23 protein-coding genes and 1 other RNA gene are annotated in these 25,151 nt (G+C 68.1%); 10 read left to right on the plus strand and 14 right to left on the minus strand.

Features of this window, described 5'->3' with window-relative positions; translation table 11 throughout:
* Nucleotides 1-438: a hypothetical protein gene (locus ACYVLV_RS10715; protein WP_460809827.1), complete on the plus strand. Its 438-nt coding sequence runs from the start codon at nt 1-3 to the stop codon at nt 436-438.
* 148 nt (nt 439-586) lie between these two features.
* Complete coding sequence (locus ACYVLV_RS10720) at nt 587-2,137, plus strand: AMP-binding protein (RefSeq protein WP_460809829.1); 1,551 nt, start codon at nt 587-589, stop codon at nt 2,135-2,137.
* Nucleotides 2,138-2,163: 26 nt separating this feature from the next.
* Here ACYVLV_RS10720 and ACYVLV_RS10725 read toward each other — a convergent pair whose 3' ends face one another.
* A complete protein-coding gene (locus tag ACYVLV_RS10725; protein ID WP_460809830.1) occupies nt 2,164-2,493 on the minus strand; it encodes an antibiotic biosynthesis monooxygenase family protein in 330 nt (109 codons plus the stop codon).
* Nucleotides 2,494-2,520: 27 nt separating this feature from the next.
* Between ACYVLV_RS10725 and ACYVLV_RS10730 the strand changes: the two genes are divergently transcribed.
* Genes ACYVLV_RS10730 through ACYVLV_RS10740 form a run of 3 tightly spaced genes read left to right on the plus strand, consistent with a single transcriptional unit; the run spans nt 2,521 to nt 5,590 of the window.
* Nucleotides 2,521-3,648, plus strand: coding sequence for a Nif3-like dinuclear metal center hexameric protein (locus tag ACYVLV_RS10730; RefSeq protein ID WP_460809831.1), 1,128 nt, complete (start codon nt 2,521-2,523; stop codon nt 3,646-3,648).
* Nucleotides 3,645-4,388, plus strand: coding sequence for a zinc ribbon domain-containing protein (locus tag ACYVLV_RS10735; protein ID WP_460809833.1), 744 nt, complete (start codon nt 3,645-3,647; stop codon nt 4,386-4,388). Before ACYVLV_RS10730 ends, ACYVLV_RS10735 begins: the two co-directional genes overlap by 4 nt.
* Complete coding sequence (locus tag ACYVLV_RS10740; protein ID WP_460809834.1) at nt 4,385-5,590, plus strand: bifunctional RNase H/acid phosphatase; 1,206 nt, start codon at nt 4,385-4,387, stop codon at nt 5,588-5,590. Before ACYVLV_RS10735 ends, ACYVLV_RS10740 begins: the two co-directional genes overlap by 4 nt.
* 40 nt (nt 5,591-5,630) lie before the next feature.
* Here ACYVLV_RS10740 and yaaA read toward each other — a convergent pair whose 3' ends face one another.
* Nucleotides 5,631-6,452: a peroxide stress protein YaaA gene (yaaA, locus tag ACYVLV_RS10745; protein ID WP_460809836.1), complete on the minus strand. Its 822-nt coding sequence runs from the start codon at nt 6,450-6,452 to the stop codon at nt 5,631-5,633.
* 23 nt (nt 6,453-6,475) lie between these two features.
* Here yaaA and ACYVLV_RS10750 point away from each other — a divergent pair, with 23 nt between their 5' ends.
* Nucleotides 6,476-7,942, plus strand: coding sequence for an RNB domain-containing ribonuclease (locus tag ACYVLV_RS10750; RefSeq protein WP_460809838.1), 1,467 nt, complete (start codon nt 6,476-6,478; stop codon nt 7,940-7,942).
* A 7-nt stretch (nt 7,943-7,949) separates the two neighbouring features.
* On the opposite strand, the gene ACYVLV_RS10755 is transcribed toward ACYVLV_RS10750, so the two are convergent.
* The 10 genes from ACYVLV_RS10755 to ACYVLV_RS10800 all read right to left on the minus strand — a co-directional run bounded on the left by ACYVLV_RS10755 (nt 7,950) and on the right by ACYVLV_RS10800 (nt 18,880).
* On the minus strand, nt 7,950-9,956 hold the full coding sequence (locus ACYVLV_RS10755; RefSeq protein ID WP_460809839.1) for an ATP-binding protein: 2,007 nt from the start codon (nt 9,954-9,956) through the stop codon (nt 7,950-7,952).
* 27 nt (nt 9,957-9,983) lie between these two features.
* Nucleotides 9,984-11,678 carry a S8 family serine peptidase gene (locus ACYVLV_RS10760; RefSeq protein ID WP_460809841.1) on the minus strand — a complete coding sequence of 565 codons (1,695 nt, stop codon included), beginning with the start codon at nt 11,676-11,678 and terminating at the stop codon, nt 9,984-9,986.
* A 221-nt stretch (nt 11,679-11,899) separates the two neighbouring features.
* Nucleotides 11,900-12,625 carry a thermonuclease family protein gene (locus tag ACYVLV_RS10765; protein ID WP_460809842.1) on the minus strand — a complete coding sequence of 242 codons (726 nt, stop codon included), beginning with the start codon at nt 12,623-12,625 and terminating at the stop codon, nt 11,900-11,902.
* Between the two features lie 63 nt (nt 12,626-12,688).
* On the minus strand, nt 12,689-13,000 hold the full coding sequence (locus tag ACYVLV_RS10770; protein WP_460809843.1) for a DUF3467 domain-containing protein: 312 nt from the start codon (nt 12,998-13,000) through the stop codon (nt 12,689-12,691).
* 164 nt (nt 13,001-13,164) lie between these two features.
* Nucleotides 13,165-13,554: RNase P RNA component class A (rnpB, locus tag ACYVLV_RS10775), an RNA gene on the minus strand.
* Between the two features lie 184 nt (nt 13,555-13,738).
* Nucleotides 13,739-14,659 carry a hypothetical protein gene (locus ACYVLV_RS10780; protein ID WP_460809844.1) on the minus strand — a complete coding sequence of 307 codons (921 nt, stop codon included), beginning with the start codon at nt 14,657-14,659 and terminating at the stop codon, nt 13,739-13,741.
* Nucleotides 14,643-15,245, minus strand: a complete 603-nt coding sequence (locus ACYVLV_RS10785; protein WP_460809845.1) for an RNA polymerase sigma factor — start codon at nt 15,243-15,245, stop codon at nt 14,643-14,645. Before ACYVLV_RS10785 ends, ACYVLV_RS10780 begins: the two co-directional genes overlap by 17 nt.
* Before the next feature lie 196 nt (nt 15,246-15,441).
* Nucleotides 15,442-16,287, minus strand: a complete 846-nt coding sequence (locus tag ACYVLV_RS10790; protein WP_460809846.1) for a transglutaminase family protein — start codon at nt 16,285-16,287, stop codon at nt 15,442-15,444.
* Nucleotides 16,287-17,216 (minus strand): alpha-E domain-containing protein, encoded by a 930-nt coding sequence (locus ACYVLV_RS10795; protein ID WP_460809847.1) that lies wholly within the window; start codon nt 17,214-17,216, stop codon nt 16,287-16,289. The genes ACYVLV_RS10790 and ACYVLV_RS10795 overlap by 1 nt, the downstream gene beginning before the upstream one ends.
* Entirely contained in the window at nt 17,210-18,880 is a 1,671-nt protein-coding gene (locus ACYVLV_RS10800; RefSeq protein WP_460809848.1) for a circularly permuted type 2 ATP-grasp protein, read from the minus strand. The genes ACYVLV_RS10795 and ACYVLV_RS10800 overlap by 7 nt, the downstream gene beginning before the upstream one ends.
* 115 nt (nt 18,881-18,995) lie before the next feature.
* Here ACYVLV_RS10800 and ACYVLV_RS10805 point away from each other — a divergent pair, with 115 nt between their 5' ends.
* Together ACYVLV_RS10805 and ACYVLV_RS10810 are read left to right on the plus strand one after the other, a co-directional pair.
* Nucleotides 18,996-19,199 (plus strand): hypothetical protein, encoded by a 204-nt coding sequence (locus tag ACYVLV_RS10805; protein WP_460809849.1) that lies wholly within the window; start codon nt 18,996-18,998, stop codon nt 19,197-19,199.
* 6 nt (nt 19,200-19,205) lie between these two features.
* Nucleotides 19,206-19,535: a hypothetical protein gene (locus tag ACYVLV_RS10810; protein ID WP_460809850.1), complete on the plus strand. Its 330-nt coding sequence runs from the start codon at nt 19,206-19,208 to the stop codon at nt 19,533-19,535.
* 84 nt (nt 19,536-19,619) lie between these two features.
* Here the strand turns inward: ACYVLV_RS10810 and panB are convergent, their stop codons facing one another.
* Nucleotides 19,620-20,474 (minus strand): 3-methyl-2-oxobutanoate hydroxymethyltransferase, encoded by an 855-nt coding sequence (gene panB, locus ACYVLV_RS10815; protein WP_460809852.1) that lies wholly within the window; start codon nt 20,472-20,474, stop codon nt 19,620-19,622.
* Complete coding sequence (locus tag ACYVLV_RS10820; protein ID WP_460809854.1) at nt 20,471-21,637, minus strand: MFS transporter; 1,167 nt, start codon at nt 21,635-21,637, stop codon at nt 20,471-20,473. The genes panB and ACYVLV_RS10820 overlap by 4 nt, the downstream gene beginning before the upstream one ends.
* A 40-nt stretch (nt 21,638-21,677) precedes the next feature.
* Between ACYVLV_RS10820 and ACYVLV_RS10825 the strand changes: the two genes are divergently transcribed.
* Entirely contained in the window at nt 21,678-23,744 is a 2,067-nt protein-coding gene (locus tag ACYVLV_RS10825; RefSeq protein WP_460809856.1) for an NAD(+) synthase, read from the plus strand.
* A 32-nt stretch (nt 23,745-23,776) separates the two neighbouring features.
* Complete coding sequence (glnA, locus tag ACYVLV_RS10830; protein ID WP_460809858.1) at nt 23,777-25,114, plus strand: type I glutamate--ammonia ligase; 1,338 nt, start codon at nt 23,777-23,779, stop codon at nt 25,112-25,114.
* Nucleotides 25,115-25,151 lie beyond the last annotated feature (37 nt).

Raw genomic sequence — 25,151 nt, forward strand, 5'->3', positions numbered from 1 at the left:
ATGAACACCTCACCCCCGAGTCGAGGGCCGGACTCACCGGAGAACCCGCACGCCGGTCAGGGATCCGTCACCCTCGACATCGGGGGTGACATCGGAGCGCTCGTGGTGAAGATGCCCGAATCCACGATCGGGTCCGAGGTCGAGATCCAGCCCGAGGGCGTGGCTCTCAAGTCTCCGGTGCACGACCACGACCACGATGCGGCCCACGGGCATGGTCATGGTCATGGTCATGGACACGGGCTCGGTTTCGAGGACGGCTACAGGCCGCACGTGGCCGTCGTACGTCGCCCGATGCCTAGCGGGGGAGAGATCCCCTCCCTGGTGTTCCCCGAACTGCTCGAGGGCCGCTACGAGCTGATGGACAAGGGCTCGGACGAGGTGAAGATGACCGTCGAGATCGTCGGCGGCGAGGTCACCATGTCGGTCTGGCCGACTTAGGATCTGCTCAGAACCACCCGCACCACCCAGCACCCGGTTCCGCCTCCAGCGGGACCGGGTGATCTGCGTGCAAGGCCCGTGCCTGCGGCTACTACAGTGGCGCACATCACCTCGCCAGACCCCTGGGAAACAAGACCGCGGAGGCCCCATGTTCGTTCCGTTCAGCAGCTCTGACTTCATCGATCGTGCCGAGCAGGTCTACCCGGATCGCATCGGCGTGACCGACGAGCCGGAACAGCCGGCACCCTCACAGGGTGATCTGACCTACCGCGAGGTCGCCGCACTGGCGCGTCGACAGGCCGCGAAGCTGGACGAGCTGGGACTCGAGGTGGGCGACCGGGTGGCGGTCGTGAGCCACAACAGCTCGCGCCTGTTCACAGCCTTCTTCGGGGTCACCGGGTGGGGCAGGGTGCTGGTCCCGATCAACTTCCGACTGCGCCCGGACGAGGTGAAGTACATCGTCGAGCACTCAGGGGCACGCGTCCTGTTGATCGACCCCGAACTCGAGGACGCACTGCGTGAGGTCCCCGCCGAGTTTCGCTACGTGATCGGTCGCGATGAGGACCTGTACGCCCCCGAGGGAGCCGAACCGCGACCCTGGGAGCACGACGAGAACGCGACGGCCACGATCAACTACACCTCGGGTACGACGGCGCGCCCGAAGGGGGTGCAGATCACGCATCGCAGTATCTGGACCAACGCGGTCACGTTCGCCCTCCACGCTGGAGTCACCGATCGCGACGTCTACCTGCACACGCTGCCCATGTTCCACTGCAACGGCTGGGGGATGCCCTTCGCCATGACCGGAATGGGAGTCTCCCAGGTCGTGATCCGCAAGATCGACGGCGCCGAGATCCTGCGCCGAGTGGAGAAGCACGGGGTCACCGTGATGTGCGCGGCACCCGCCGTCGCCGCCGCCGTTCTGGAGGCCGCCGCCGATTGGGAGGGCGAGATCCCGGGGCGGGACAAGGTGCGGATCATCATGGCCGGCGCCCCACCACCGACCAAGACGGTGATGCGGGTCGAGGAGGAGTTGGGTTGGGAGTTCATCCAGATCTATGGCCTCACCGAGACCTCGCCCCTGCTGACGGTCAACCGGACCCGTGCGGAGTGGGACGATCTGCCGGCCGAGGAGCGTGCGACCAAGTTGATCCGTGCTGGCGCCCCCGCGATCGGGGTCAGCGTCGCCATCTCCGAGCCCGAGGGCGAGGACCCGGGCGGGGAGGTCATGGTCCGCTCGAACGTAGTTCTGGAGGGTTACTGGAATCAGCCCGAGGAGTCGGCCACGGCTCTGCGCGATGGGTGGTTCCATACCGGCGACGGCGGATTCGTGGGAGACGACGGCTACCTGACCATCTCGGACCGCAGGAAGGACGTCATCATCACCGGCGGAGAGAATGTCTCCTCGGTCGAGGTCGAGGACGTTCTCTTCTCCCACCCGGCGGTCGCCGAGGTGGCCGTGATCGGGGTCCCCAGCGAGAAGTGGGGCGAGACCATCAAGGCCCTCGTCGTGCTGGTCGACGGTGAACAGACCACCGAGCCGGAGCTGATCGCCTGGTGCAAGGACAAAGCGGCGAGCTACAAGGCGCCTACGTCGGTGGAGTTCCGCGACGAACTGGCCCGCACGGCGACCGGGAAGCTGCAGAAGTTCAAGCTGCGGGCGCCGTACTGGGAGAACCTGGAGCGCCAGGTCAACTAACGGGTCAACTAGCGCTCAACCGGGGCTCAGTGCCGGTGGGTCGTATCCAGCACGACCTCGAACTCCAACAGCTCAGCGCCGGAGGACACCGGTGGCGGTCGCTCCCCGTCGGCTCCGGCGTGGGCGGCGGCCGCCCCACCCTGACCCGGGTCGCCTCGCCAGGCCTCGAAGGACGCGTCGTCGACCCAGTGGGTGACGACGAAGAAGCGCTCCTCGCCCCGCACCGGGCGGAGAAGTTGGAAGCCGAGGAACCCGGGGGTGTCGTTCATCGAGTCGGCGCGGGCGGCGAACCGGCGCTCCAACTCCTCGTGCGCCTGCGGCGGAGCGGCGATGGCATTGATCTTGACGACGGGCATGGCTAGGACCCTACTAACGTGTCCCACGTGATCACACTCGACGAGGTCCAAGGCCTCCTGCACGACTGGTACCCGACTCGCACGGCCGAGGATTGGGACGCCGTGGGCCTGGTGGCCGGTGACCCGCAGGCCCCCGTGCGCAAGATCCTGTTCGCCGTGGATCCCAGTCCCGCTGTGGCCGCCGAGGCCGCTGAATGGGACGCCGACCTGCTCGTGGTCCATCACCCGCTGCTGCTCAAGCCGGTGCACGGCATCGCACCGGTCACCCCGAAGGGGCGCACGCTGGCGACCCTCAACGCGGCCGGTTGCGCTCTGCTGACCGCACACACCAACGCCGACGTCGCCGTCGGTGGCGTCTCGGAGTCGCTGGCCCGGGCGCTGGGGATGACCGATCTGGCGCCGCTCCTGCCGGTCATGGAGCAGGCGCGGGACAAGCTCACGGTCTTCGTGCCGGCCGATGCCGCGGCCGTCGTGCGCGCCGCTCTCGCCGAAGCCGGGGCCGGTCAGTGGGGCAACTACGACCAAGCCTCGTTCACCAGTCAGGGACAGGGTCGCTTCCGACCGTTGGAGGGTGCCAACCCGATGATCGGCACGGTGGGGACACCCGAGGTGGTTGATGAGGTGCGGATCGAGGTCATTCTCGATCGGTCGCGCCGTTCGAAGGTGCTCGCGGCGATGCTGGCCCAGCACCCCTACGAGGAGCCGGCCTACGACCTGCTGGAGATCGCCGACGTCGAGTCCCAGACCACCGGCACGGGACGGGTCGGCACCATCGAACCGGTCACCCTCGAACAGTTCGCCCAGGCGGTGGCGCAGGCACTCCCGGAGACCGCCCACGGGGTCCGGGTGGCGGGGGACCCGGAGCGGGAGGTACGCCGGGTGGCGGTGTGCGGTGGATCGGGGGACTTCCTCCTGGATCGGGTCGCGGGGTCGGATTTGGACGTGTATCTGACCAGCGACCTGCGCCATCACCCCGCCTCGGAGTTCCGGGAGCAGGACGGTCCGGCCCTGATCGACGTTGCCCACTGGGCGGCCGAATGGACCTGGCTACCGGTCGTGGAGGCTCGGCTGACCGAGGCGCTCGGCGCCCAGGGGACCAATGTGGAGACCCGCGTGAGCACGATCAACACCGACCCTTGGACAATGCGACTGTGAACGCCGACCCGCTCGCCCAACGTGCCCTGCTCGACCTCCAATCCATCGACGCCCGCGCCGACCAGTTCCGCCACCAGTTGAAGTCGATGCCCGAGGTGGCGGAGATCGCCGCGCTGGAGGCGAGTCGCGCTGAGTTGGTCGATGCGATGAGGGACGCCCAGATCGTGGTGGACGACCTCACGGTGGCCCAGGCCAAGGCCGACGCCGATGTGGAACAGGTGAAGGCTCGCCTGGCGCGCGACCAGGACCGCATGGGCCAGGGCCTGATCGCCAACCCCAAGGACCTCGAGCGCATGTCGCACGAGTTGGACTCGCTCAAGCGACGCGTGGGGGTCCTCGAGGACGAGGAGCTCGAGGTGATGGAGCAGGTCGAGACGGCCACCGCCACCCTGGACGAGTTCAAGGAGAAGGTCGCGGCCTGCGACACCCGTCTGAGCGACCTCGCGGCGGTCCGGGAGGAGAAGTCCTCGGACCTCGCCCGCTACCTGGAGGCATCGGTCACCGACCGTGCCCCGGTGGCGGAGACGATCCCGGCCGACCTGCTCGCCCTGTACGAGCGTCTGCGCGAATCGAAGGGCGGCGTGGGTGCGGCTGAGCTGCGCGCCCGCCAGTGCGGCGGGTGCCGCCTGACCGTCGACACCGCTGAACTGGCCCGGATCGCCTCGGCGCCCAAGGAGCTCGTCGTACGGTGCGAGGAGTGTTCGCGGATCCTGGTCCGCACCGACGAGAGCGGGTTGTGAGTCAGCCCGATCCCGCGCGCATCGTCATCGAGGCCGACGGCGCTTCGCGTGGGAACCCCGGCCCGGCGTCGTACGGCGTCGTGCTCATGGACGCCGAGAACGGGTCGGTCCTGGCCCAGGAGGGCACGGTCATCGGCCGGGCGACCAACAACGTGGCGGAGTACCGCGGTCTGGTGGCCGGGCTGAAGCTGGTCGAACGGGTCGCGCCGAACGCTGCTGCGGTCGAGGTGCGGATGGACTCCAAACTGGTCGTGGAGCAGATGCGCGGCGTCTGGAAGATCAAGCACCCCGAGATGCAGCGACTGGCACGGGAAGCCTCTGAGGTGATCGCGGCCGCGGGCTTCGATATGACCTACACGTGGATCCCGCGGGCCGACAACAGCGCCGCCGACCAGTTGGCCAACGAAGCTCTGGACGGCACCCGCGACGGGGTGACCGTGACCGGACAGGGGACGTCCGAGGACGCTGAGTCCACGCCCAGACCCCCGGTCACCACGACTCCCTCGATCCAGCAGCAGGCCCGTGGTTGGTCCGGGCCCGGGGACGTCTCGACCACCCTGATCCTCGTGCGCCACGGAGTGACCCATCTGACCGCCGGGAAGCGGTTCAGTGGAGGTCTGGGCGGATCGAACCCCGGTCTCAGCGACGAGGGTCGCGAACAGATCCGGGCCACGGGGGAGTGGTTGGGGCCGATGGCCGAACGGATTGACGCCGTGGTCGCTTCGCCGGTACGCCGCACCCACGAGTCGGCCGAGATCCTCGCCGAGCGGTGGGGCAAGGACCTGCACTTCGAGCCGGACTTCGCCGAGATGGAGTTCGGCGCCTGGGATGAGAAGTCCTTCGCCGACGTCGCCCGGGACCACGGCCCGGACTTGGACGCCTGGCTGGGCTCCTTGGACGCCAAGGCCGGTGGTGGTGAGTCCTTCCGCGAGGTCGAGGCCCGTGTCTCGGCCGGACTGGGGCGTCTGCTCGAGACGCACGCGGGGCGGACCCTGGTGGTCGTCAGCCACGTCACACCCATCAAGACCCTGGTGACGCGCGCGTTGGGGGTGCCACTGGAGTCGGTTTTCCAGATGGAACTCACCCCGGCGTCGGTCACCGTGATGTCCTACTTCGGGGAGCAGGAACCCAAGGGGTCCCTGCGCCTGTTCAACGCGATGGCTCCCGGCCGCGACGGGTGGCACAGCCCGTCCGTCTGGTGAGGACGGGCTCGGGCGCGACCACCGCCTCCGCTGAGTCGGCTCAGACCTCGCTGACGATGACGTCGAGGCGGGTGCCCTTGTTGGCGGCGCTGCCGGTGGGGTCCTCGACCTCGACGGTCCAGCCCAGGTCGCCCAGCAGCGCGGCCAACTGAGCGGGGCGCTTCGCGTCCCGTCCGTCCTCGAGCAGGGCGCGGACGATGCGGCCCTTGGTGGCTTTGTTGAAGTGGCTGACCACCGACCGCTTTCCGTCGGTCTCGTGCAGGACCCGGACGGTGGCGACTCGCGGCGCGAGCTCGGGGCCGGGCCGCCAGAAGGCGGCGTACGTGGAGCTGCGCAGATCGACGAGAAGGCCCTTGCCGAGCGCGTCGAGCACAGCGGGCTCGAGGTGTTCGCGCCAGTGGCCGGCCACCGAACCGACACCGGGGAGGGTGACGTCCCCCGCCAACCGGTAGGCGGGGATCCGGTCTGCGGGTCGGACGAGGCCGAAGAGGCTGCTGACGACGGCGACCCGGCTGTTGGCGCGACGCTTCGCGGAGGTGGACAACGAGTCGAAGCCGAGCGCGTCGTACAGCACCCCGGTGTAGACGCGGTCCGCCCGAGCCGTCGGGGCGCTGGCCAGATCACGATTGAGGGTAATCAGATCTCGCTGACCGGCGGAGAGGCCGAGCACGGTGACGGCGCGGTCGACCAGTGCCTCCAGGTCCAGGGGTACGTCGGGATCTCCGGCACACAACCGGAGGAGCGCCTCTCGGAGTGTGGCCCGCGCTGGGGTCAGGTGGTCGAACGAGAGCGTCGAGGGGTCGAGCGAGGCCCCGCGCTTCGGGGTCGCCTTGCCCTCACTGGGCGGGAGCAGGATGAGCACTGGATGAACGTTAATGTGCGGGCATGTCGAGTACTCGCGTGGTCCGGGTCCATCGTGGCGAAGATGAGGCGTCGGCCTCACTCGCCGCCGTACTGCGGGCAGGGATCGAACGGATCCAGGTCGAGCAGGAACTTCCCCAGGGTTTCCCGCCCGAGGTGACCGCCGCGGCCGAGCGGGCTGCTGCTTCGCCTCGGCTGCCGGAGTTGGACCGCACCGAGCTGGAGTTCGTCACCATCGATCCGCCGAGCGCGATGGACCTCGATCAGGCGCTCCACATCGAGCGGGACGGTGAGCGCGAGGGCGGGTTCGTCGTGCACTATGCGATCGCCGACGTCGCGGCCTTCGTCGCGCCGGGTGATCGGATCGATGTCGAAGCCAACCAGCGGGGCGAGACGTACTACGGCGCCGACTCGAAGGTGTCGCTGCATCCTCCGGCGATCTCCGAGGACGCAGGCTCGCTGCTCGCCGGCCAGGTGCGGCCCGCGCTCTTGTGGACCCTCCGCGTGGACGCCTCCGGCGAAGGCACCGACGTCCACGTCGAGCGGGCGCTGGTGAAGTCCCGGGCCAAGTTGTCCTACGAGGACGCTCAGGCCGCGATCGACGACGGTTCGGCGAGCGAGTCGCTGATGTTGCTTCGGGAGGTCGGGAAGCTGCGGATGGTGCGTGAGGTCGAGCGGGGGGCGGTCTCCCTGCCGTTGCCCGAGCAGGAGATCGACATCGAGGGCGACCACTGGTCCTTGGAGTTCCGCAGCCAACTCCCCGTTGAGCAGTGGAACGCGCAGATCTCCCTGCTCACCGGGTTCGCGGCCGCCTCGTTGATGGTCGGGGCCCGGGTCGGTCTGCTCCGCACGTTGCCGCCGCCGGATCCCCGCGACGTACAGCGCCTGCACCGGACGGCCAAGGCTCTGGGGATCCTCTGGCCGGAGGAGGTGCCGTATCCCGAGTTCATTCGAGGTCTCGACCCGGAGAACCCCAAGCACGCCGCGATGACGGTGGCCAGCACGCGGCTGCTGCGGGGGAGCGGGTACGCCGGCTTCAACGGTGAGCTTCCCGCGCAGCCGCTGCACGCGGCACTCGCGTCGGAGTACGCCCACGTCACCGCGCCGCTGCGTCGCCTGGTGGACCGGTACGCCGGGGAGATCTGCGTCGCGTTGTGCGCGGGCGAGCCCGTCCCGCAGTGGGTGCTCGAGGCTATGCCGGAACTGCCCAAGACGATGCAGCGCTCGGGTCAACGTGCCGGGGCCTATGAACGGGCGATCCTCGATCTCGTCGAGGCCGGGGTCCTGGCCTCGCGGGTCGGGGAGGAGTTCGAGGCGGTGGTGCTCAGCGTCGACCACGACGACCCCCGGCGCGGCGAGTGCATGGTGGACGAGCCCGGCATCGAGGGGCCGGTCGTCTCTGATCGGGACCTGCCGGTCGGGACCGACGTACGCGTGCGACTGACGGTGGCCGATGTCCAAGCGCGCCGGGTGGAGTTCCGGCTGGAGTGACCGGGGGTCAGCCCTGCGTAGCGCGGACCGTCTCGGCCGTGGGAAGCGGCAACCGAACCGTGAAGGTGCTACCCACCCCCAACTGCCCGGCGACCGTGATCGTCCCACCCATCAGCTCGGTCAGCTGCTTGCAGATGGCCAGGCCCAAGCCGGTGCCGGCGTAGTGGCGGGTGATGGAGCCGTCGGCCTGGCTGAAGACTTCGAAGATCGACTGCTGGTGATTCTGGTCGATCCCGATGCCGGTGTCGGAGACCGAGAACTGAACGCTGCGGTCGGGATCGAGGCCGATGGTGACGTCGAGGTCGACCCGTCCGATGGAGGTGAACTTCAGTGCGTTGGTCAGGAGATTGTTGAGCACCTGGATGACTCGGGTCCGGTCGCCGACGACGCACCGCGGAACGCGCGGATCCACGGACCAGGCCAGGGTGATTCCACGTTCTCGAGCGCCCGGCAGGTGCGCGTCGACGATGTCGGCCAGCAGTATGGGCAGGTCGAATTCGGATGAGTGCAGGGGCGAGTGACCGGCCTCGATCCGCGAGAAGTCCAGCACGTTCTCGACCAGCGCCAACAACTGCTCGCCGGACCGATGCATCCGGTCGATCAGGTTGGCTTGGCCCTGATCCAGGGACGTGTCTTGTAGGAGCTCGGCGGCGGCGAGCACGGTGGTCAGCGGCGTACGGATCTCGTGGCTCATGTTGGCCAGGAACATCGACTTGGCACGCGAAGCGGCCAGGGCTGCGTCGCGGGCGGCTTCCAGCTCCTTGGCCAGAGACTTGAGGTCGCTGACTCCACGTGCGCGCCCCACCGAGACCCCGGCGTGGGCGGCGAGCGCCTCGAAGACCTGCCTGTCTTCGTCGTCGAACGTCTCCTTCTCGAAGGATCGGTCGGCGACCACGAGCACGTAGCGGACCGAACCCGCTCCCCGCAGCGGGGCGGCGAGTCCGTCCCGGGGCGAGGACAGCAGCGCTGGACCGACCCCACCGTCGACGGCCTCACCGGACTCGGCGTCGTCGGAGCGGGTGACCTCGTGCTGGACGACGCCGGCGTCGAGAGCACCCCACCACCAGGCATCCGGGTCGCGCGCCACCGGCTCCGCTTGCGGGGAGTCGTCACCGAACGAGTGGTAGCGCACGTGAGCCTCATCGACCACTTCCACCAGGTAGGCACGCTCGGCGTGCATCAGCTCGGCCGCCTCCTTGACCACGACCTCGATGACCTCTTCCAGCGAGTGCGCCGAGGAGGTGCGGTCGACGAAGCGGTAGAGCAGATGGGTTCGCGCGTGCCCCCGGGCCAGCGAAATGTAAGCGCGGTGAGCGACGACCAGAAGTATGACGATCACAGCGAGGAGAGGCAGGGCCGAGGGCTGGACCATCACCAGGGTCGTGATGAGCAGGGCGACGCAGGTGTTGATGAACGCTGCGACCGAACCCGACACGAGAGCCTCGTGCAGCACTTCCCCGTCGAAAACCCCCTCGGTGAGGCTGATCGCGGTGGTCACGGCGCCGGCGGAGATGAGATCGGTGACGAGCACGGCGACCAGGACGGCCACCCAGCCGGTCATCGACAGAGGATCGTTGCCCTGCAGGATCGCGTGGTAGGTGAGCGCTCCCAAGGAGGCTTCGAGGGCGAACATGGACGCGTTGAAGGCCAGCTTCACCCCCCGCATGCGCGCGGCGAAGATCAACGCAAGGACCGCGCCCACGACGTACGCCGTGAGGTACTGCTGCGGAGCGAGGAACGCTAGACCCAGCACCGCCGGGATCTCCCGGAGAGTGTGACCGTGCGCGTTGCGCTGGGTGGGCAGGTGGATGACCACGATCTCAGCAAGCGCGAAGAGGGGTAGCAGGACGAGCCACTCGAGGCTCGGAACCGACGCTCCGGGGTCCTTTATCAGACCGGGTGCTGCGATCAGTGCGGCCAGAACCGCCATGAACGCAGCAAGCAGCGGGATGCGAAGGTGATGGGGGAACAGCGGACGGGTCTCGGTGTTCCCCGGTTTGACGGCGGCCGTCATGTCAGCGGCGGCCGGTGGCCCACCGGGTCACGGCCCGCTGGTGGCGCCCCGCCAGGAGCGGGCACCCCACGCACTGTCGGACCAGCTGCGGGAGGCGATGTCCAGACTCGACCAGCCGTTGGAGGTCCAGAGGTCTCCGCGCCAGCTACGAGCCAGCCAGTCACCACCGGCCCACGAGTCGCCGGACCAGGTGGCATCACGCCAGGACCGAGCCGTCCAGGAGCTCCCGGACCAGTCCGAACCCGTCCAGGTCCGGCCGTTCCAGGTCCCTCCGGACCAGGATGTGCCTGCAGTGGTGGCCTCTCGCCACGACCGTGCGTCCCAGGGGTTCCCCATGGCGTCGACCTCACCGGTGAGAATCGCGCCGGTCGAGGGGTCCGTGACGTGGCTGCCGCCGCGTGCACCCTCGAGGGTGCCGGTGCCGGTGGCAGGAATCCAGTTCTGGGCGGCGAGAATCGCGGAGGGGGTGTAAGCCTTCATGGCTCCGGCGACGTCGAGGACGCCAGCCCCCTGAGCGGGGTCGCCGCCGACGATCGGGTTCGCAGTCGATCGGAGCAGGTACTTGACCTGGTCGGGCGTCAGCTCCGGACGTTGTTGGAGAAGCAGCGCCGCGGCGCCGCTGACCATCGCGGTGGCCTGCGAGGTGCCGCTCCCGCGGAAGAACCGCTGCGCTGGGTCGCCGCTGACCCGACCTTCGGGGTGGACCCGGTCGGAGTAGGAACCAGGCGTGCGCAAAGACACCACTGACTTGCCGGGGGCGATCAGGTCGGGCCGACGTACGGGCGTTCCGGAGTTCGTGAAGCTCGCGGTGACGTCGTCGCTGGTCGAGGTGGTGCCAACGTGGTCGACCGCTCCGACGGCAAGCACATAGGGGTTGGCGGCGGGCATGGTGAGTTGCTGGTCGGCGCCGTCGTTGCCGGCGGCTGCGACCACCACGATGCCCTTGCGCCAGGCGTTCTCCACGGCGTAGGCCAGCGGGTCCACGGTGTAGGCCTGGGTCGAGTTCGTGCCGTAGGACAGGTTGATGACGCGGATGTTCATCCCTGCGTCGTTGCGGTGCTGCACCACCCAGTCGATGGCCGCGATGATCTGGCTGACGTCAGCCCCGCCGTCTGCGGTCGCTACCTTGACGTTGACGATCCGAGCGTCCGGTGCGACACCCACGAACAGACCGGCGTCGTCCTCCTTGCCGGAGACGACCTCGGAGTCCCGTCCGGCGATGATCCCTGCCATATGGGTCCCGTGTCCGTACCCGTCGAGGTTCCGGGTGCTGGCGTTCTGGCTCTCGAAGGAGATGTCTGGTCCGTTGACCACTTGGGTGGGATTGTTCAGTCCGGCGACAGGGGAGACCCCGGTGTCGATGAGGGCGACGTCGACTCCGCGGCCCGTCAGGTAGGCCTTTGCGGCGTCCTTGGTGCTCCACGCCTGGTGGATGCCGTACCGCTTCTCCGAGGTGTAGAGCGATCCCAGGTCGTCCTTGGCTCGCCAGGATCCGGTGGCGCTGGACGCCTTCACGCTTTCGTTGGTGGAGTCATCGCCCCACCGGTTGTCCAAGAAGGAGGCGGACGTCGAGGCGACTACGGCGGAACGAGAGTCCTGGGACAGAGCCGTGCTCGAACCAGCCGTCGAGGCAGTGGCCGCGGCCGTGATGGCCATCGGTGCCAGGAGCAGCCCGGCCGACAATCGCCAGGTCCGACGCTGTGAGTGGAGTCTGTTACCCATTGTTTCCCCGATCGTGGGTTTCTTAACAAGTCGGCTCAAGGTACGTCGCTGGTCTAGTTCGGGGAAGTCGAAGAGGCCGAATGAAGCGCACGTCAGCGCGACTCTGACCGGGCAGTCGACGCGCCTAGTCATTTGTGACTAGACCACCGTGTCCGGCAGGCTGTGGATGCGAACAGGGTGGCCGGTGGGCGGGGTGGAGTTCGAGCCGGACGGGTAGCGGATCAGCGGGAGCAGGGACCCCACACGCCGCGGTCGTTGCGTTGGGCCTGCTTCTGCATCTTGCGGTACGACGCGACGCGGCGGAACGGGGTGTTGTCGTAGACGTACACCCGGGCCTGACCCTTGCGGACCATGGCGCGGTTGACGTCGGTCTTGCCCTTCAGCACGTACCGCAGGACACGCCCGTAGCGGTCGACTCGGTCCTGACTGGGATCGGATCGCAGGACCACCGACTTGTGGACCGGTAGGAGACGCTCGGCCGCCCGGGTCGCGGCGCGATACCGACAACCTTGGGCGCGCTCGGGGGAGTCGATGCCGATCAGGCGGACACGCACGATCGCCTTGTTGCGGTTGAGACGCACGTCGACGGTGTCACCGTCGATGACCCTGGTGATTCGGCCGCGCTGGTTGATGACCGGGTTCTTCTTGCCGCCCTTCGGGCCGGACTGGCCGGCACCGTCTTGGCCGCCCCCGTCCTGGCTGCCACCGCCCTGGTCGGTGCTGCAGGGGCACGGATTGCTCTCGCACGCGACGCCGTCACCGTCGGCGTCCAGGCGGTGCGGGTCGCTCTTCGGTCCGCCCTGGTCGAGGTAGAACCGTTGGGCGGCGGCCTGGGTGTCGAAGTCACCGCAGTCGCGGTCGGGGACAGCGACCGCTCCCGGCGCGGTGACGCCGACGAGGAGTCCGCTGACCAGAGCGGTGAGCACGAGGGAAATCAGCCTGTTCACCCGCGAAGACTAGACCCGAGTTCTCGCTTTTCTTCGGTAAAGCGCAGGACTGGTCGCGCGGCGTCAGGATCCTGGGGGTTGGCGCTGGGGATTCTCCTTCTCCCATTGGCCCAACTGGGACTCCAGTGCCTTCATCATCTCCCAGATCTGGGCAGGAGGAACCCGCACGCGACTGACGATCTGACAGTCGACGTCGTGCACGTGCTCACCGGCTGGAGTGTCGCTGTGCTTGGGCGGCCCGGTGACCGAGACGAAGTCGAGCACGAACGTCTCCTGGTTGTGCCAGACGCTGACGAAGTCGGCGAAGTGGCCGGCCGCCTGGTCGGCGGGCAGCACGATGTTGAAGTTGGTGGAGACGTCGTTGTGGTTGCTCATGGCCCCATCGTGCCTCGCGCCTCCGCGCGAGACGCGGATGCGCCAGGTGTGCAGCGCTTCGGGTAGGCATCGTCGCCGAACACCGACTGTTGGAGAATCGCAACGTCATCGCCATGATCAAAGCGGTATCACCAATGACACCGCGCAGGTCTGGCCGTGTGTGCGGAACGGGCTGGCCTGTAGGCCGGGTTCTGTCCTGCCTGTTTGACCAGGCAGGGGCGACCATCCATCTACGGTCACCGTCTCCGATGACCTCCAGCGGTCTACCCGCGCACTCGGGCGAGCAGCCCTCGAACATGCGCTGTTTGACCTTGCTCCCGACGGGGTTTACCTAGCTACTCCGGTTGCCTGGAGTACTGGTGGGCTCTTACCCCACCGTTTCACCCTTACCCCGTACACCGGAGTGTCCGTGGCGGTCTGATTTCTGTGGCACTGTCCCGCGGGTTGCCCCGGGTGGGAGTTACCCACCGTCGTGCTCTGAGGAGCCCGGACCTTCCTCGGGAACCGCTCCGTCACGAGGACGAACCGATCCACGCGGTCGCCCGGCCAGCCCGTCCGCAGGTGAAGCGTGACAGGCCGGGCCCTGCCCGTCCACTCAGGCCGCGATCGACGACGGTTCGGCAAGTGAGTCGCTGCCGTTGTTCGAGCAGGAGATCGAGATCGAGGGTGACCACTGGTCCTTGGAGTTCCAGAGTCAGATCCCGTGGCCCGGAACCGGTCGGTCCCGGGCCGCCGAGATCAGGCCCCCGTCCCTGGGATGCCCGACACCATGTCGGTGTTCAGGTAGACCTGACCACCGGCGAAGCTTCCGTCGGGCAGGATCGATTCGGTGCTGAGCAGTGCACCAGTACGACGGTCCAGCACCAAACGGTCCGTGGTGCCCTCTTCGAAGGTGAACTCCACGACCTCACCCGTCCTGCCTGTCGGGTCAGCGCCGAGGCCGAGGTCTTGTGCCCGAATCGCCTCGAGGTCGAAGTCGGCGAGGATCCGGTAGATCGAAGCCTTCACTTCGTTGCTGACTCCGGCGTCCGGCAGCAGGTCTGTGGCCAGGCGGTACAAGGCTCTTTCGGGTCGCTCGCCTGGGGACCCCAGGCCGCGCGAGAGCACCAACATCCGGGCCTTCAGCGCTGTCGGTTCAGCGGGAAGGCTCGCCAGTTGGGCGGCCGTCAAATATCCATCCGAAGCCTCCAACTGGGCTCCCGGCTCTCCAACCATGGCGGTGCCGTTGGGGCGGATGTAGACGTCGTAGGTCGGCGTACCGGGGTCGGTGAGGTTGCGGAACTGCTGGTAGCGGATCGTCCCGGAACCAGTCGCGGGCCCGGAAGACTCGATGTGCTCAGCCGCGAGGCGAAAGACAACGGCGGGGCCGTCCGCTTGGATTACGGCGGGGTTCTGATCTGGTTGGTCGGGCTGACCGGAAGTGACGGCGACCGCGGTGACGGCGGCTGCAGCAGCAACCGTGGCGGCTACCTTGACCCACCTCGCACGGAAGCGGTGGCGCTGGTCCCGCGTGATCGCTGGTTCATTCCTGGGGGTCTGGGTCGTCCGGGTTTCTAGTTCGATGGCGTTCATCATCTTCTCCTTGGCTCGCGTGATGACCTCATCGCTGGGTGGCTGCGGCAACGGTCGGCCACTGCGAAACTCATCGAAGTCCTGCATCTCGAACTCCCTCCTGCGAATCGGTCTGGTTCTGACCGGTACTTGTCACCAGGTCGGAGGTGGGTTCACGGAGCCGGCGTCTGACCCGGTTCAGTCGCGACCGGACCGTCCCGACCGGCACACCGAGAGCCTCGGCGATCTCGGCGTAGGTCAGTTCCTCCCAGGCGTAGAGAACCAAGGTGGACAGGTCATCGGGGCTCAACGATCTCAGCATCGGATCGAGCCGACGAACTTGTCGGGCGGCGTCCACTGACGCGTCCACGCCGCGCTCAAATGGCTCGGTGGCTTCAGGGCGGGGCTGCTTGGTCAGCAAAGCGATGTCCCGCGAGTGCCGTCGGCGCGACGCGTTGAGGAGGTTGCCGGCGATGCCGTACAACCAGGGCAGCGCGTCGGGGCGTTCCAGGTCGAAGGACCCGCGCTTGGAAAAAGCGATCGTGAAGACCTCAGCAGCCAGGTCGTCGGCCCCGCCGCTCCCCGTTCGACGGGCGAGGTATCGATGGATCGTGACGAAGTGGCGTTCGAAGATCTCCGTGAAGGCCGCCGGATCCGTTCGCGAGCGCCGCAACACGTCACTGTCGGTCGTCACAGCGCCTACTTCTTCGAGATGTGGATGCACACTCACCTTTGTCGCGAACAGGCCCACCGGTTCACGGCCGCGAAATCACCAAGATCGCGCACGGCCGAAAGTATCTCTACTCCGGCGGGACAGCGAGTGGACACTCGGGACATGCACGGACGGTTCAGCCCGTTTCGTGCCGGGGGTCTGCGGGCTGCGGCGCGGGTCAGGCCAGGCGGGTGATCTCGACCTCGACCGACATCTCGGCGGTGTCCGAGCCGGAGTAGATCCCCGAGAGCGGCTTCACGTCGCGGTAGTCGCGACCCGTCGCCAGGGTGATGTAGTGGTCGTTGGGCTCCCGGTTGGTCGCGACGTCCCATGAGTGCCACCCGTTGTCCCACCACTCCACCCATGCGTGGAGCTCACCGGCGACGGTCTCGCCGACCGCCGGGTCGCTTTCGGGGTGGAAGTAGCCAGAGACGTAGCGGGCAGGGATGCCGACCGATCGCAGGCCGCCGATGACCAGGTGCACCATGTCCTGGCAGACCCCCGCGCGTTGCGCCCAGGCGCGAGCGGCCGGGGTGGTCACCAGGGTCGTTCCGGGCACGAACTCGACCTCGTCGTGGACCATGGCGCACAGGTCACGAGCCGCCTCGCCGGGCAACTCGTAGTCCGCCACGATCTGCTTGGCCCGTTGGGCGAAGTCGGCGGGGGGATTCACTGGTTCGGGCAGGGTGAGGTACTCGGTCCAACGGTCCGCGACGTCGGGATGGGTGAGCTGCTCCCACGTGGCGGACGGTTCGGCGGCCGGGGTCCGGTTGGTCTGGACCGTCGAGGTCGCGTGCACGGTCATCGACTCGTGGGGGTCGACGACCTCGAAGGCCGTCACCTGGGAGCCGAAGTAGTCGCGGTACTCGAAGGTCCACGGCTTGGGGGTGACCTCCAGGCGGCTGTGGACCACGATCTGCTCCGGCGTGGTGACCGGCGTCAGGCGCGCCTGGTTGTACGACGCCACCGACTTCCCGGCGTACTGGAAGGTGGTCGTGTGGCTGACCCTCAACTGGACACTCATCAGATCACTCCTTGCCAGCTCAGCGACTCGGACCCGGAGAAGTAGCGCCGGGTCACCGCCTCGGTGGCCGAGGCGCAGGTGCGTTGGAGCCGTTCCATCTCGTTGGGTAGGTCGGTGAGCACCTCGGCGAGGTTGCGGTACTCCAACTCGGCGCGGGTGCGGCCCAGCAGTCGGTGGGCCTCATCCTGGAAGCCGGAGCGTCGCCCAGCGGAGTTCAGGTTGTCGAGGCACTCCTCGGCCCGGTTGAGGGCGAAGACCACCGAGCGCGGGAACAACCGGTCGAGCAGCAGGAACTCCGCGGCGGCCCGCTCGGTCTCGACACCCTTGTAGGTGCGCAGGAAGGCTTCGTAGGCGCCGCAGGCACGCAGGGTGCTGGCCCAGGTGTCGCCACTGCCGCCGCTGACGGCGGCGCTGGCGACCATCCGCGAGGTCATGTCAGCCCGCTCGACGCTGCGGCCCAGCATCAGGAACTGCCACCCCTCGTCTCGGGTCATCGTGGCCTCGGCGGTGCCGTTGATCAGAGCGGCGCGCTCGCGGACCCACTGGAAGACGTTCGGCGGCCGCATCTGTTCGAAGCGGCGCGACGGGATGGCCAGGTAGGTGGTGTTGATGACCTCCCACAACGGCACCGACAGCGTCTCGCGGGCCCGACGGGCACTCTCGCGGGCGGCGTAGATCGAGGAGGCCATCGACACGGTCGACTGCTGGTCGTAGGCGAGGATGTCGAGCATTCGGGAGAGACCCATCGGTCCCTCGGGGATGTCCTCGACGCCCATGATGGACAGCAGTTCGCGGCACTCGGACTCCTCATCGAGGCTGCGGTCCTCGATCAGCAGTTGGGTCTCGACGTCGAGGATGCGCGCGGTGTCCTCGGCTCGCTCGACGTAGCGACCGATCCAGAACATCGATTCGGCGATCCGGCTCAGCATGACGCCTCCTCTCCGGCGGTGGACGTGTGGCCCTGACTCTGGCCCTGACTCTGGCCCTGTTGTTGTTGTTGCTGCTGCTGCTGCTGTTGCTGTTGTTCGTCCTGGTTGGTCATCTCGCTCAGCACCGGGCCCTGCTCCGGGGTCGATCCCGTCGGGATCGGCTCGGGCTCGTGCTCCAACTCCGGGACGTCCTCGTCGGCGACCGGATCAGGCTCGGGCTCGGGTACGACGGACGGTCCGGCCAGCACCCAGGTGTCCTTGGAGCCGCCGCCACGCGAGGAGTTCACGATCAGCTCGCCCTTGGCCAGCGCGACGCGGGTCAACCCACCGGGCAGCACCCACACCCGGTTGCCGTCGTTGACGGCGAAGGGACGAAGGTCCACGTGACGGGGTCCGAGTTCACCGTCGACGAACGTCGGGACCGTGGACAGTTGGACCACGGGCTGGGCGATCCAGGAGCGCGGATCCTCCAGGATCTTGCCGCGCAACTCGTCCAACTCGGGCTTGCTGGCGCGGGGACCGATCACGATGCCCTTGCCGCCCGAGCCATCGACCGGTTTGAGGACGAGCTCGTCGAGACGGTCGAGGACCTCCTCGCGGGCATCGGCGTCGCCCACCCGCCAGGTGTCGACGTTCTTGAGGATCGGCTCCTCGTTGAGGTAGTAGCGGATGATGTCGGGCATGTAGGTGTAGACGAGCTTGTCGTCCGCCACCCCGTTGCCCACCGCGTTGGCGAGCGTGACGTTGCCGGCCCGCGCGGCGTCGATCAGCCCAGGGCAGCCGAGCATCGAGTCGGCCCGGAAGTGAACGGGATCGATGAACTCGTCGTCGATGCGGCGATAGATCACGTGCACGGGAGCCAGGCCCTGCGTCGTACGCATCATCACGCGGCCGCGACGGCACTCGAGGTCGCGGCCCTCGACGAGCTCGACGCCCATGGTGCGGGCCAGCAGGGCGTGTTCGAAGTAGGCGCCGTTGTAGACACCCGGGGTCAGCACGACCACGTTCGGGTCGGTGACTCCGGCGGGGGCTGCGGCGCGCAGGGCGGCCAGCAGACGCTGGGGGTATCCGGCGACCGGACGGATTCGGTGCTGGGCGATCGTCTCGGGCAGCGCCGCCGAGATGGCCCGGCGGTTGGTCATCACATAGGACACCCCTGACGGCACCCGGACGTTGTCCTCGAGGACCCGGAACTCGCCCTCGTTGTCGCGGATCAGGTCGATCCCGGAGACGTGGACGCGCACCCCGTTGGCGGGACGGACGTTCGCCGCCTCGCGGTGGTAGTGCGAGGAGGTGGTGATGACCCGACGGGGGATGACGCCGTCGTCGAAGACCTCGCCGGCACCGTAGACGTCCTCCAGGAACATCTCGAGCACCTTGACCCGCTGCTGGACGCCGCGCTCCATCGTGGACCAGGTGTCCATCTCGATGACCCGCGGCAGGATGTCCAGCGGGAACGCCCGCTCCTCACCACCGATGTCGAAGGTGATGCCCTGGTCGAGGTAGCTCGACTGCAGCGCCTCCACCCGACTCACCAGATCCGGTTTGGTCATCTCCTGGAGCGAACTGCGCAGACGGAGGTACGGCGAGCGAAGTTCCTCGCCGTCGAACATCTCGTCGTAGGCAGGTCCGTCGGACTCGTATCCCTCGAACATCGCACTCATGGCCCGACCTTAACGACACGACCCATCCACGCAGGACCTGCCACCCGGGTCAGTTCCACCGCAGGGTTCGCCGACGGGCCTGCGGCCTCCTCGTGAACGCGTGTAGTTTCGGGGTATGGCTGAGTATTGGTACTGCCTCACGCATTCCCGGGTCGAGGGCGAGGACGGGTGCCCCAACAAGGACCGTCTGGGTCCCTACGACACCGAGGCCGAGGCGTCGCGGGCCCTCGAGATCGCCGCGGAACGCACGGAGAACTGGGACAAGGACCCGCAGTGGAACGACGGTGCCACCGACCAGGCCGCTCCGGATGAGACCTAGGCCCTGATGGCTCGCCGACGCAAGATCGGGCGAGCAGGAGCGATCTCGCCGGTCCCGTTCGTCGGCATGGGTCTGATGGCCGCGACCCTCTTCCTCTACGTGTACGCCGCGGTGATCGTGCCCTGGTACGTCCTGCTGCTGATGCTCGGCTTCTGGCTGTTCCTCATGCTCGAATGCGTGCGGGTGTGGAACACCCATCCGCGACGACTGATCGCCATCCCGATCCTGGCCACCGTGGTGTGGGCCGGCGTGATCATCGGCGGCGCCTTCGCCTTCGACTGGCAACCCAGCTGGGATCCGGGCATCGGCGGCAAGATCCCGAACCAACCAGCCTGATCCACCGGTGAGTCGGCGCAACTTGACGCTGAAAACGGCTCGACCCGGCGCTACTTCAACAAGACGCGCCGACTCGGCGGGGGACTAGAAGGTGTGGTCGGGGCCGGGGAAGGTCCCGGCCTTCACGTCCTGGTCGAAGTCCTTGGCCGCCTGGAGCAGTACGCCGTGCAGGTCGGCATACTGCTTGACGAACTTGGCCATCCGTCCGGTCCGCAGACCGAAGGCGTCCTGCCAGACGAGGACCTGGCCGTCGCACTGGTTGCCGGCACCGATCCCGATGGTGGGGATGGACACCTCGGCGGTGACCTGTGCGGCGGTGTCGCCGGGCACCATCTCCATGACCACGGCGAAGGCGCCGGCGGCCTCGACGGCCTTGGCGTCTGTCAGCACCCGTGAGGCAGTCTCGCCGCGACCCTGCACGCGGTAGCCGCCCAGGGTGTGTTCGGACTGGGGAGTGAAACCGATGTGCGCCATCACCGGGATGCCGCCGGCGGTGAGTTTCTCGATCTGCGGCACCATCTCGACGCCGCCCTCGAGCTTCACACAGTGCGCGCCGCCCTCCTTCATGAAGCGGACAGCGGTGAGATACGCCTGTTCCGGTGAGGCCTGGTAGGAGCCGAACGGCAGGTCGCCGACCACGAGCGCGCGTTGCACCGAGCGGCTCACAGCCCGGGTCAGCGGGAGGAGCTCGTCGACCGTGACCGGGAGCGACGTCTCGTTGCCGTAGACGTTGTTCGAGGCGCTGTCCCCGACGAGGAGCACCTCGATGCCGGCCTCGTCGAAGGTGGCTGCGGCGTACTGCTCGTAGGCGGTGAGCATCGAGAACCGCTCGCCGCGTTCCTTCATCTCGCGCAGGTGCTGAGTGCGGACCCGTTTGATCGGCGTGGTGGCTTTCATTGCAGCGGGTCCGGTGCCGTAGGGGGCGGTCTCTTCGCTCATGGAGCCACGCTAGACCGTTTCCGGGTCGTCGTGACCACCGCGAGGCAGGCCATCGCTGTGACCCCCGCCACCCCGAGGGCGAACCGGTCGCCGGGCCCGACGGCCGCGATCGAGCCCAACAGGTACGGCGCGGCGAAGCCCAGGTAGGTGATCGCGTAGAACACCGCGACCGTCGCACCGCGCTCTGCCGGGTCGGAGAGTCGCTCGGTCTCCCGCAGCCCGGAGACCAGGCAGGTGCCGTAGGCGATCCCGAACAACGGCCCTCCCACCAGCAGGATCCACCGGATGTCGGTGCTCAGCGCCACGATGCCCAGCACCGTTCCCAGGGCTGCGGCGACGAGGCCCACCTCACCGGCCAGCAGCGGCCGCCGGTCGTCGAGGCGGCGGGCGTAGGGCTGGACGAAGACCCCGAAGCCCAGGGTCAGTCCGGTGAGGATTCCGGCGAACGCCAGGGCACCGCTCTGCGATCCGCCGATCTCCCCGGGAAGGAACGCGAACGAGATGGCAGCACTGCCGAACACCCAGGGTGCGACCGGCGCCACGAGCAGGAGGAACCCCTTGCTGCGTGTGACGGTCGGGATGTGGATCAGGCCGCGGCGGGTGACGGTCTCCGGGGCCGGTCCGGGGGCGGGCAGGATCAGGACCAGCGAGATCACCCCGATCACGATGTGCGGGATGTAGGGGATCGTCAGGGGGTGGTCGCTGAACTGCGCCATCACCCCGGCCACCAGGGGTCCGACGCCGAACCCTGCGGACAGGGCGATCGCAGCACGCCGGGCCCCGGTGCCGGGGGCATCGTCCGCGGACATCTCGGCGACCCAGGCGCTGGCGGCGCTGAAGACCACGCCCGAGCAGATCCCGGCGAGCAACCGTCCGATCGCCAGACCGAGGGTCGACTCGCTGCCGACGATCAGGACCACCGAGGCGACCGGCGACAGCGCCACGAGGGGTACGACGATCGCGCGCCGCCCCCATCGGTCCGAGGCCGCCCCACCGAGCAACAACGCCGGGATCAGGCCGGCGGCGTACACCCCGAAGAGGAAGGCGCGGGTCTGGGTCGACATGCCCAACTCGTCGCGGTAGGCGATGAGGATGGGGGTGAACTGGTTGGCTCCCCATCCGACGGTGAACATCGCGAGAGCCACTCGCTGCCAGGCCTTCATGCGGGTGACCCTAGGGGGTCGGCTCTGAGACACTGCACGCGTGGACTTCTACTCCGCCTACGCCCAGGGTTTCGCCCGGGTCGCGGCCTGCACCCTGCCGGTGGCGATCGCCGACCCCGCGACCAACGTCGAACGCATCCTCGAACAGGCCCGGGCCTGCCACGACGACGGCGTCGCGGTCGCGGTGTTCCCCGAGCTGTCGGTGACCGGCTACGCCCTCGACGACCTGTTCCTCCAGGACACGCTGCTGACCGGCGTACGCCGCGCCCTCGCGGATCTGGTCGCGGCCACTGGCGACCTCCTCCCGGTGCTGGTCGTGGGCGCTCCCCTCGAGCACGGCAACCGGGTGCTGAACGCGGCGGTCGTGATCCACCGTGGGCGGGTGCTCGGAGTGGCGCCGAAGTCCTACCTCCCGACCTATCGCGAGTTCTACGAGCGACGCTGGTTCGGTCCGGGCGACGATCTGCGCGGCACGATCGACCTCGGCGAGTTGGGAACGGCGCCGCTCGGGCCGGACCTGATCTTCAGCTCCACCGACGTGCGGGGACTGAACCTGCACGTCGAGATCTGCGAGGACATGTGGGTGCCCATCCCGCCCAGTGCGGAAGCGGCCCTGGCCGGGGCGACGGTGCTGGCCAACCTGTCCGGCAGCCCGATCACCATCGCCCGCGCCGAGGACCGACGACTGCTGGTCCGCAGCGCCAGCTCCCGCTGCAACGCCGCCTACCTCTACGCCGCCGCAGGCGAGGGCGAGTCGACCACCGACCTGTCCTGGGACGGACAGACGATGGTCTACGAGTGTGGGGACCTCCTCGGGGAGAGCGAGCGCTTCCCGTCCGGGCCCCGTCGCACCGTCGTGGACGTCGACCTCGACCGGTTGCGGCAGGAGCGGCTGCGGCAGGGAACGTTCGACGACAACCGGCGAGGAGCGGGCGGCCGAGAGTTCCGCACGATCGACTTCACCCTCGACCCACCCGCGGGCGACATCGGTCTGCGCCGCAAGGTCGACCGGTTCCCGTTCGTGCCCGACGACCCGAAGCGGCTGGCCCTGGACTGCTACGAGGCCTACAACATCCAGGTCTCCGGACTCGAGCAACGCCTTCGCGCGATCGGTGGCGACGCCTGGACTCCGAAGTGCGTCATCGGGGTCAGCGGTGGGCTCGACTCCACCCACGCCCTGATCGTGGCGGCCAAGGCCATGGAGCGCCTCGGGCGACCGGCCACCGACGTGCTCGCCTTCACGATGCCGGGTTTCGCGACCGGGGAGAACACCCAGTCGCTCGCGACCCGGTTGGCCGAGAGCCTCGGGGTCACCTTCGAGACCCTCGACATCACCGAGGCCGCCGAGCAGATGCTGGGCGACATCGGGCACGCCTACGCCACCACGCCCGAGTCCGACCGCAACGCAGCGACATACGACGTCACCTTCGAGAACGTCCAGGCAGGACTTCGCTACGACTACCTCTTCCGGTTGGCCAACCAACGCGGCGGAATCGTCGTGGGCACCGGGGACCTGAGCGAACTCGCCCTGGGGTGGTGCACCTACGGCGTCGGGGACCAGATGTCCCACTACAACGTGAACGCCGGAGTCCCCAAGACCCTCATCCAGCACCTCATCCGCTGGGTCGCCGACAGCGGTCAGTTCGGCGCAACGACCAACGCGCTGCTCGACGAGATCGTGGAGCAGGAGATCACCCCCGAGCTCATCCCGACCCTCGAGGGAGAGACCCCGCAGGCGACCGAGGACACCGTTGGCCCCTACAACCTGCAGGACTTCACGCTCTACCACGTCGTACGCCGGGGGAGCCGCCCCGCGAAGATCGCCTTCCTGGCCTGGCACGCATGGCGGGACCCGGCTGCGGGGGAGTGGCCGCCCAACTTCCCCGACGCCCGTCGGGTCGCCTACGACCTACCCACCGTGCGGCGCTGGCTGGAAGTCTTCATCCAGCGATTCTTCACCAGCCAGTTCAAGCGCTCCGCGCTGCCGAACGGACCCAAGGTCAGCGCGGGTGGAACCATGTCGCCACGCGGTGACTGGCGGATGCCCTCGGACGCCTCACCGGCCCCGTGGCTGCGCGAACTCGACGAGACGGTTCCCCGCACCTGATTCGTCCGGTGGGGTACCCCTAGGGTGACCTCATGGGTAAGCAGGAAGACTTCGTTCTCCGGGCGCTCGAGGAGCGCGACGTGCGGTTCGTGCGGTTGTGGTTCACCGACGTGCTCGGGTCGCTCAAGTCGGTGGCCATCGCGCCGGCCGAACTCGAGGGCGCCTTCGATGAGGGCATCGGCTTCGACGGCTCGGCCATCGAGGGTTTCGCTCGCGTCTACGAGGCCGACATGTTGGCCAAGCCGGACCCGTCGACCTTCCAGATCCTCCCGTGGCGCGACCAGGGACCGGCGACGGCGCGGATGTTCTGCGACATCGTGATGCCCGACGGCTCCTCGTCCTACGCCGACCCGCGCAACGTCCTCAAGCGCACGCTCAGCGCGGCGGCCGACCGGGGCTTCACCTTCTACACCCACCCCGAGATCGAGTTCTACCTGTTCAAGAACACCCCGTCGGCGGGGGACGAGCCGGTCCCGGTCGACCGCAGCGGCTACTTCGACCACACCGCACAATCCATGGGCTCCGACTTCCGTCGCGAGGCCATCTCGATGCTCGAGGCGATGGGGATCTCGGTGGAGTTCAGCCACCACGAGGCCGGCCCGGGTCAGCAGGAGATCGACCTGCGGTACGCCGACGCCCTCAGCACGGCCGACAACATCATGACCTTCCGCACCGTGATCCGTGAGGTCGCGCTCAACCAGGGCATCTGGGCCACCTTCATGCCCAAGCCCTTCACCACCCACCCGGGCTCGGGCATGCACACCCACGTCAGCCTCTTCGAGGGCGACCAGAACGCCTTCTACGAGGCCGGGGCCGAATACAGCCTCTCGGCGACCGGGCGTCAGTTCATCGCGGGCGTTCTGCACCATGCCCCCGAGCTGAGTGTCGTGACCAACCAGTGGGTCAACTCCTACAAGCGGATGATGTTCGGCGGCGAAGCCCCGTCCTACATCTGCTGGGGTCACAACAACCGGTCCGCGATGGTCCGGGTCCCGATGTACAAGCCGAACAAGGGCGCTTCCACCCGGGTCGAGCTGCGCACCATCGACGCCGCCTGCAACCCCTACCTGGCGTACGCCGTGGTGCTCGCCGCCGGCATGAAGGGCATCGAGAACGAGTACGAGTTGCCCCGCGAGGCGGAGGATGACGTCTGGTCGTTGACCGAGCGCGAGCGCAACAGCCTGGGCATCGACCCGTTGCCCAGGAGCCTCCACGACGCCATCGAGATCGCGGAGAAGTCCGAACTGTTGGCCGAGACCCTCGGCGAGCAGGTCTTCGACTTCTTCCTGCGCAACAAGCGCGCGGAGTGGGACGAGTACCGCGGTCAGGTCTCGGCCTACGAACGCGACATGATGCTGCCCGTCATCTGAGTGCCCTGATCCGAGTGCCGTGTCTGAAGTGCCACGA

It is taken from the genome of Nocardioides salsibiostraticola, assembly GCF_054783655.1.

Excerpts from the sequence above, each read along its gene's own strand:
- ACYVLV_RS10715 (WP_460809827.1), top strand. The coding sequence starts at position 1 with ATGAACACCTCACCCCCGAGTCGAGGGCCGGACTCACCGGAGAACCCG.
- ACYVLV_RS10720 (WP_460809829.1), top strand. The coding sequence starts at position 587 with ATGTTCGTTCCGTTCAGCAGCTCTGACTTCATCGATCGTGCCGAGCAG.
- ACYVLV_RS10725 (WP_460809830.1), bottom strand. The coding sequence starts at position 2,493 with ATGCCCGTCGTCAAGATCAATGCCATCGCCGCTCCGCCGCAGGCGCAC.
- ACYVLV_RS10750 (WP_460809838.1), top strand. The coding sequence starts at position 6,476 with ATGTCGAGTACTCGCGTGGTCCGGGTCCATCGTGGCGAAGATGAGGCG.
- ACYVLV_RS10755 (WP_460809839.1), bottom strand. The coding sequence starts at position 9,956 with ATGACGGCCGCCGTCAAACCGGGGAACACCGAGACCCGTCCGCTGTTC.
- ACYVLV_RS10760 (WP_460809841.1), bottom strand. The coding sequence starts at position 11,678 with ATGGGTAACAGACTCCACTCACAGCGTCGGACCTGGCGATTGTCGGCC.
- ACYVLV_RS10770 (WP_460809843.1), bottom strand. The coding sequence starts at position 13,000 with ATGAGCAACCACAACGACGTCTCCACCAACTTCAACATCGTGCTGCCC.
- ACYVLV_RS10780 (WP_460809844.1), bottom strand. The coding sequence starts at position 14,659 with ATGCAGGACTTCGATGAGTTTCGCAGTGGCCGACCGTTGCCGCAGCCA.
- ACYVLV_RS10790 (WP_460809846.1), bottom strand. The coding sequence starts at position 16,287 with ATGAGTGTCCAGTTGAGGGTCAGCCACACGACCACCTTCCAGTACGCC.
- ACYVLV_RS10795 (WP_460809847.1), bottom strand. The coding sequence starts at position 17,216 with ATGCTGAGCCGGATCGCCGAATCGATGTTCTGGATCGGTCGCTACGTC.
- ACYVLV_RS10800 (WP_460809848.1), bottom strand. The coding sequence starts at position 18,880 with ATGAGTGCGATGTTCGAGGGATACGAGTCCGACGGACCTGCCTACGAC.
- ACYVLV_RS10805 (WP_460809849.1), top strand. The coding sequence starts at position 18,996 with ATGGCTGAGTATTGGTACTGCCTCACGCATTCCCGGGTCGAGGGCGAG.
- ACYVLV_RS10810 (WP_460809850.1), top strand. The coding sequence starts at position 19,206 with ATGGCTCGCCGACGCAAGATCGGGCGAGCAGGAGCGATCTCGCCGGTC.
- panB (WP_460809852.1), bottom strand. The coding sequence starts at position 20,474 with ATGAGCGAAGAGACCGCCCCCTACGGCACCGGACCCGCTGCAATGAAA.
- ACYVLV_RS10820 (WP_460809854.1), bottom strand. The coding sequence starts at position 21,637 with ATGAAGGCCTGGCAGCGAGTGGCTCTCGCGATGTTCACCGTCGGATGG.
- glnA (WP_460809858.1), top strand. The coding sequence starts at position 23,777 with ATGGGTAAGCAGGAAGACTTCGTTCTCCGGGCGCTCGAGGAGCGCGAC.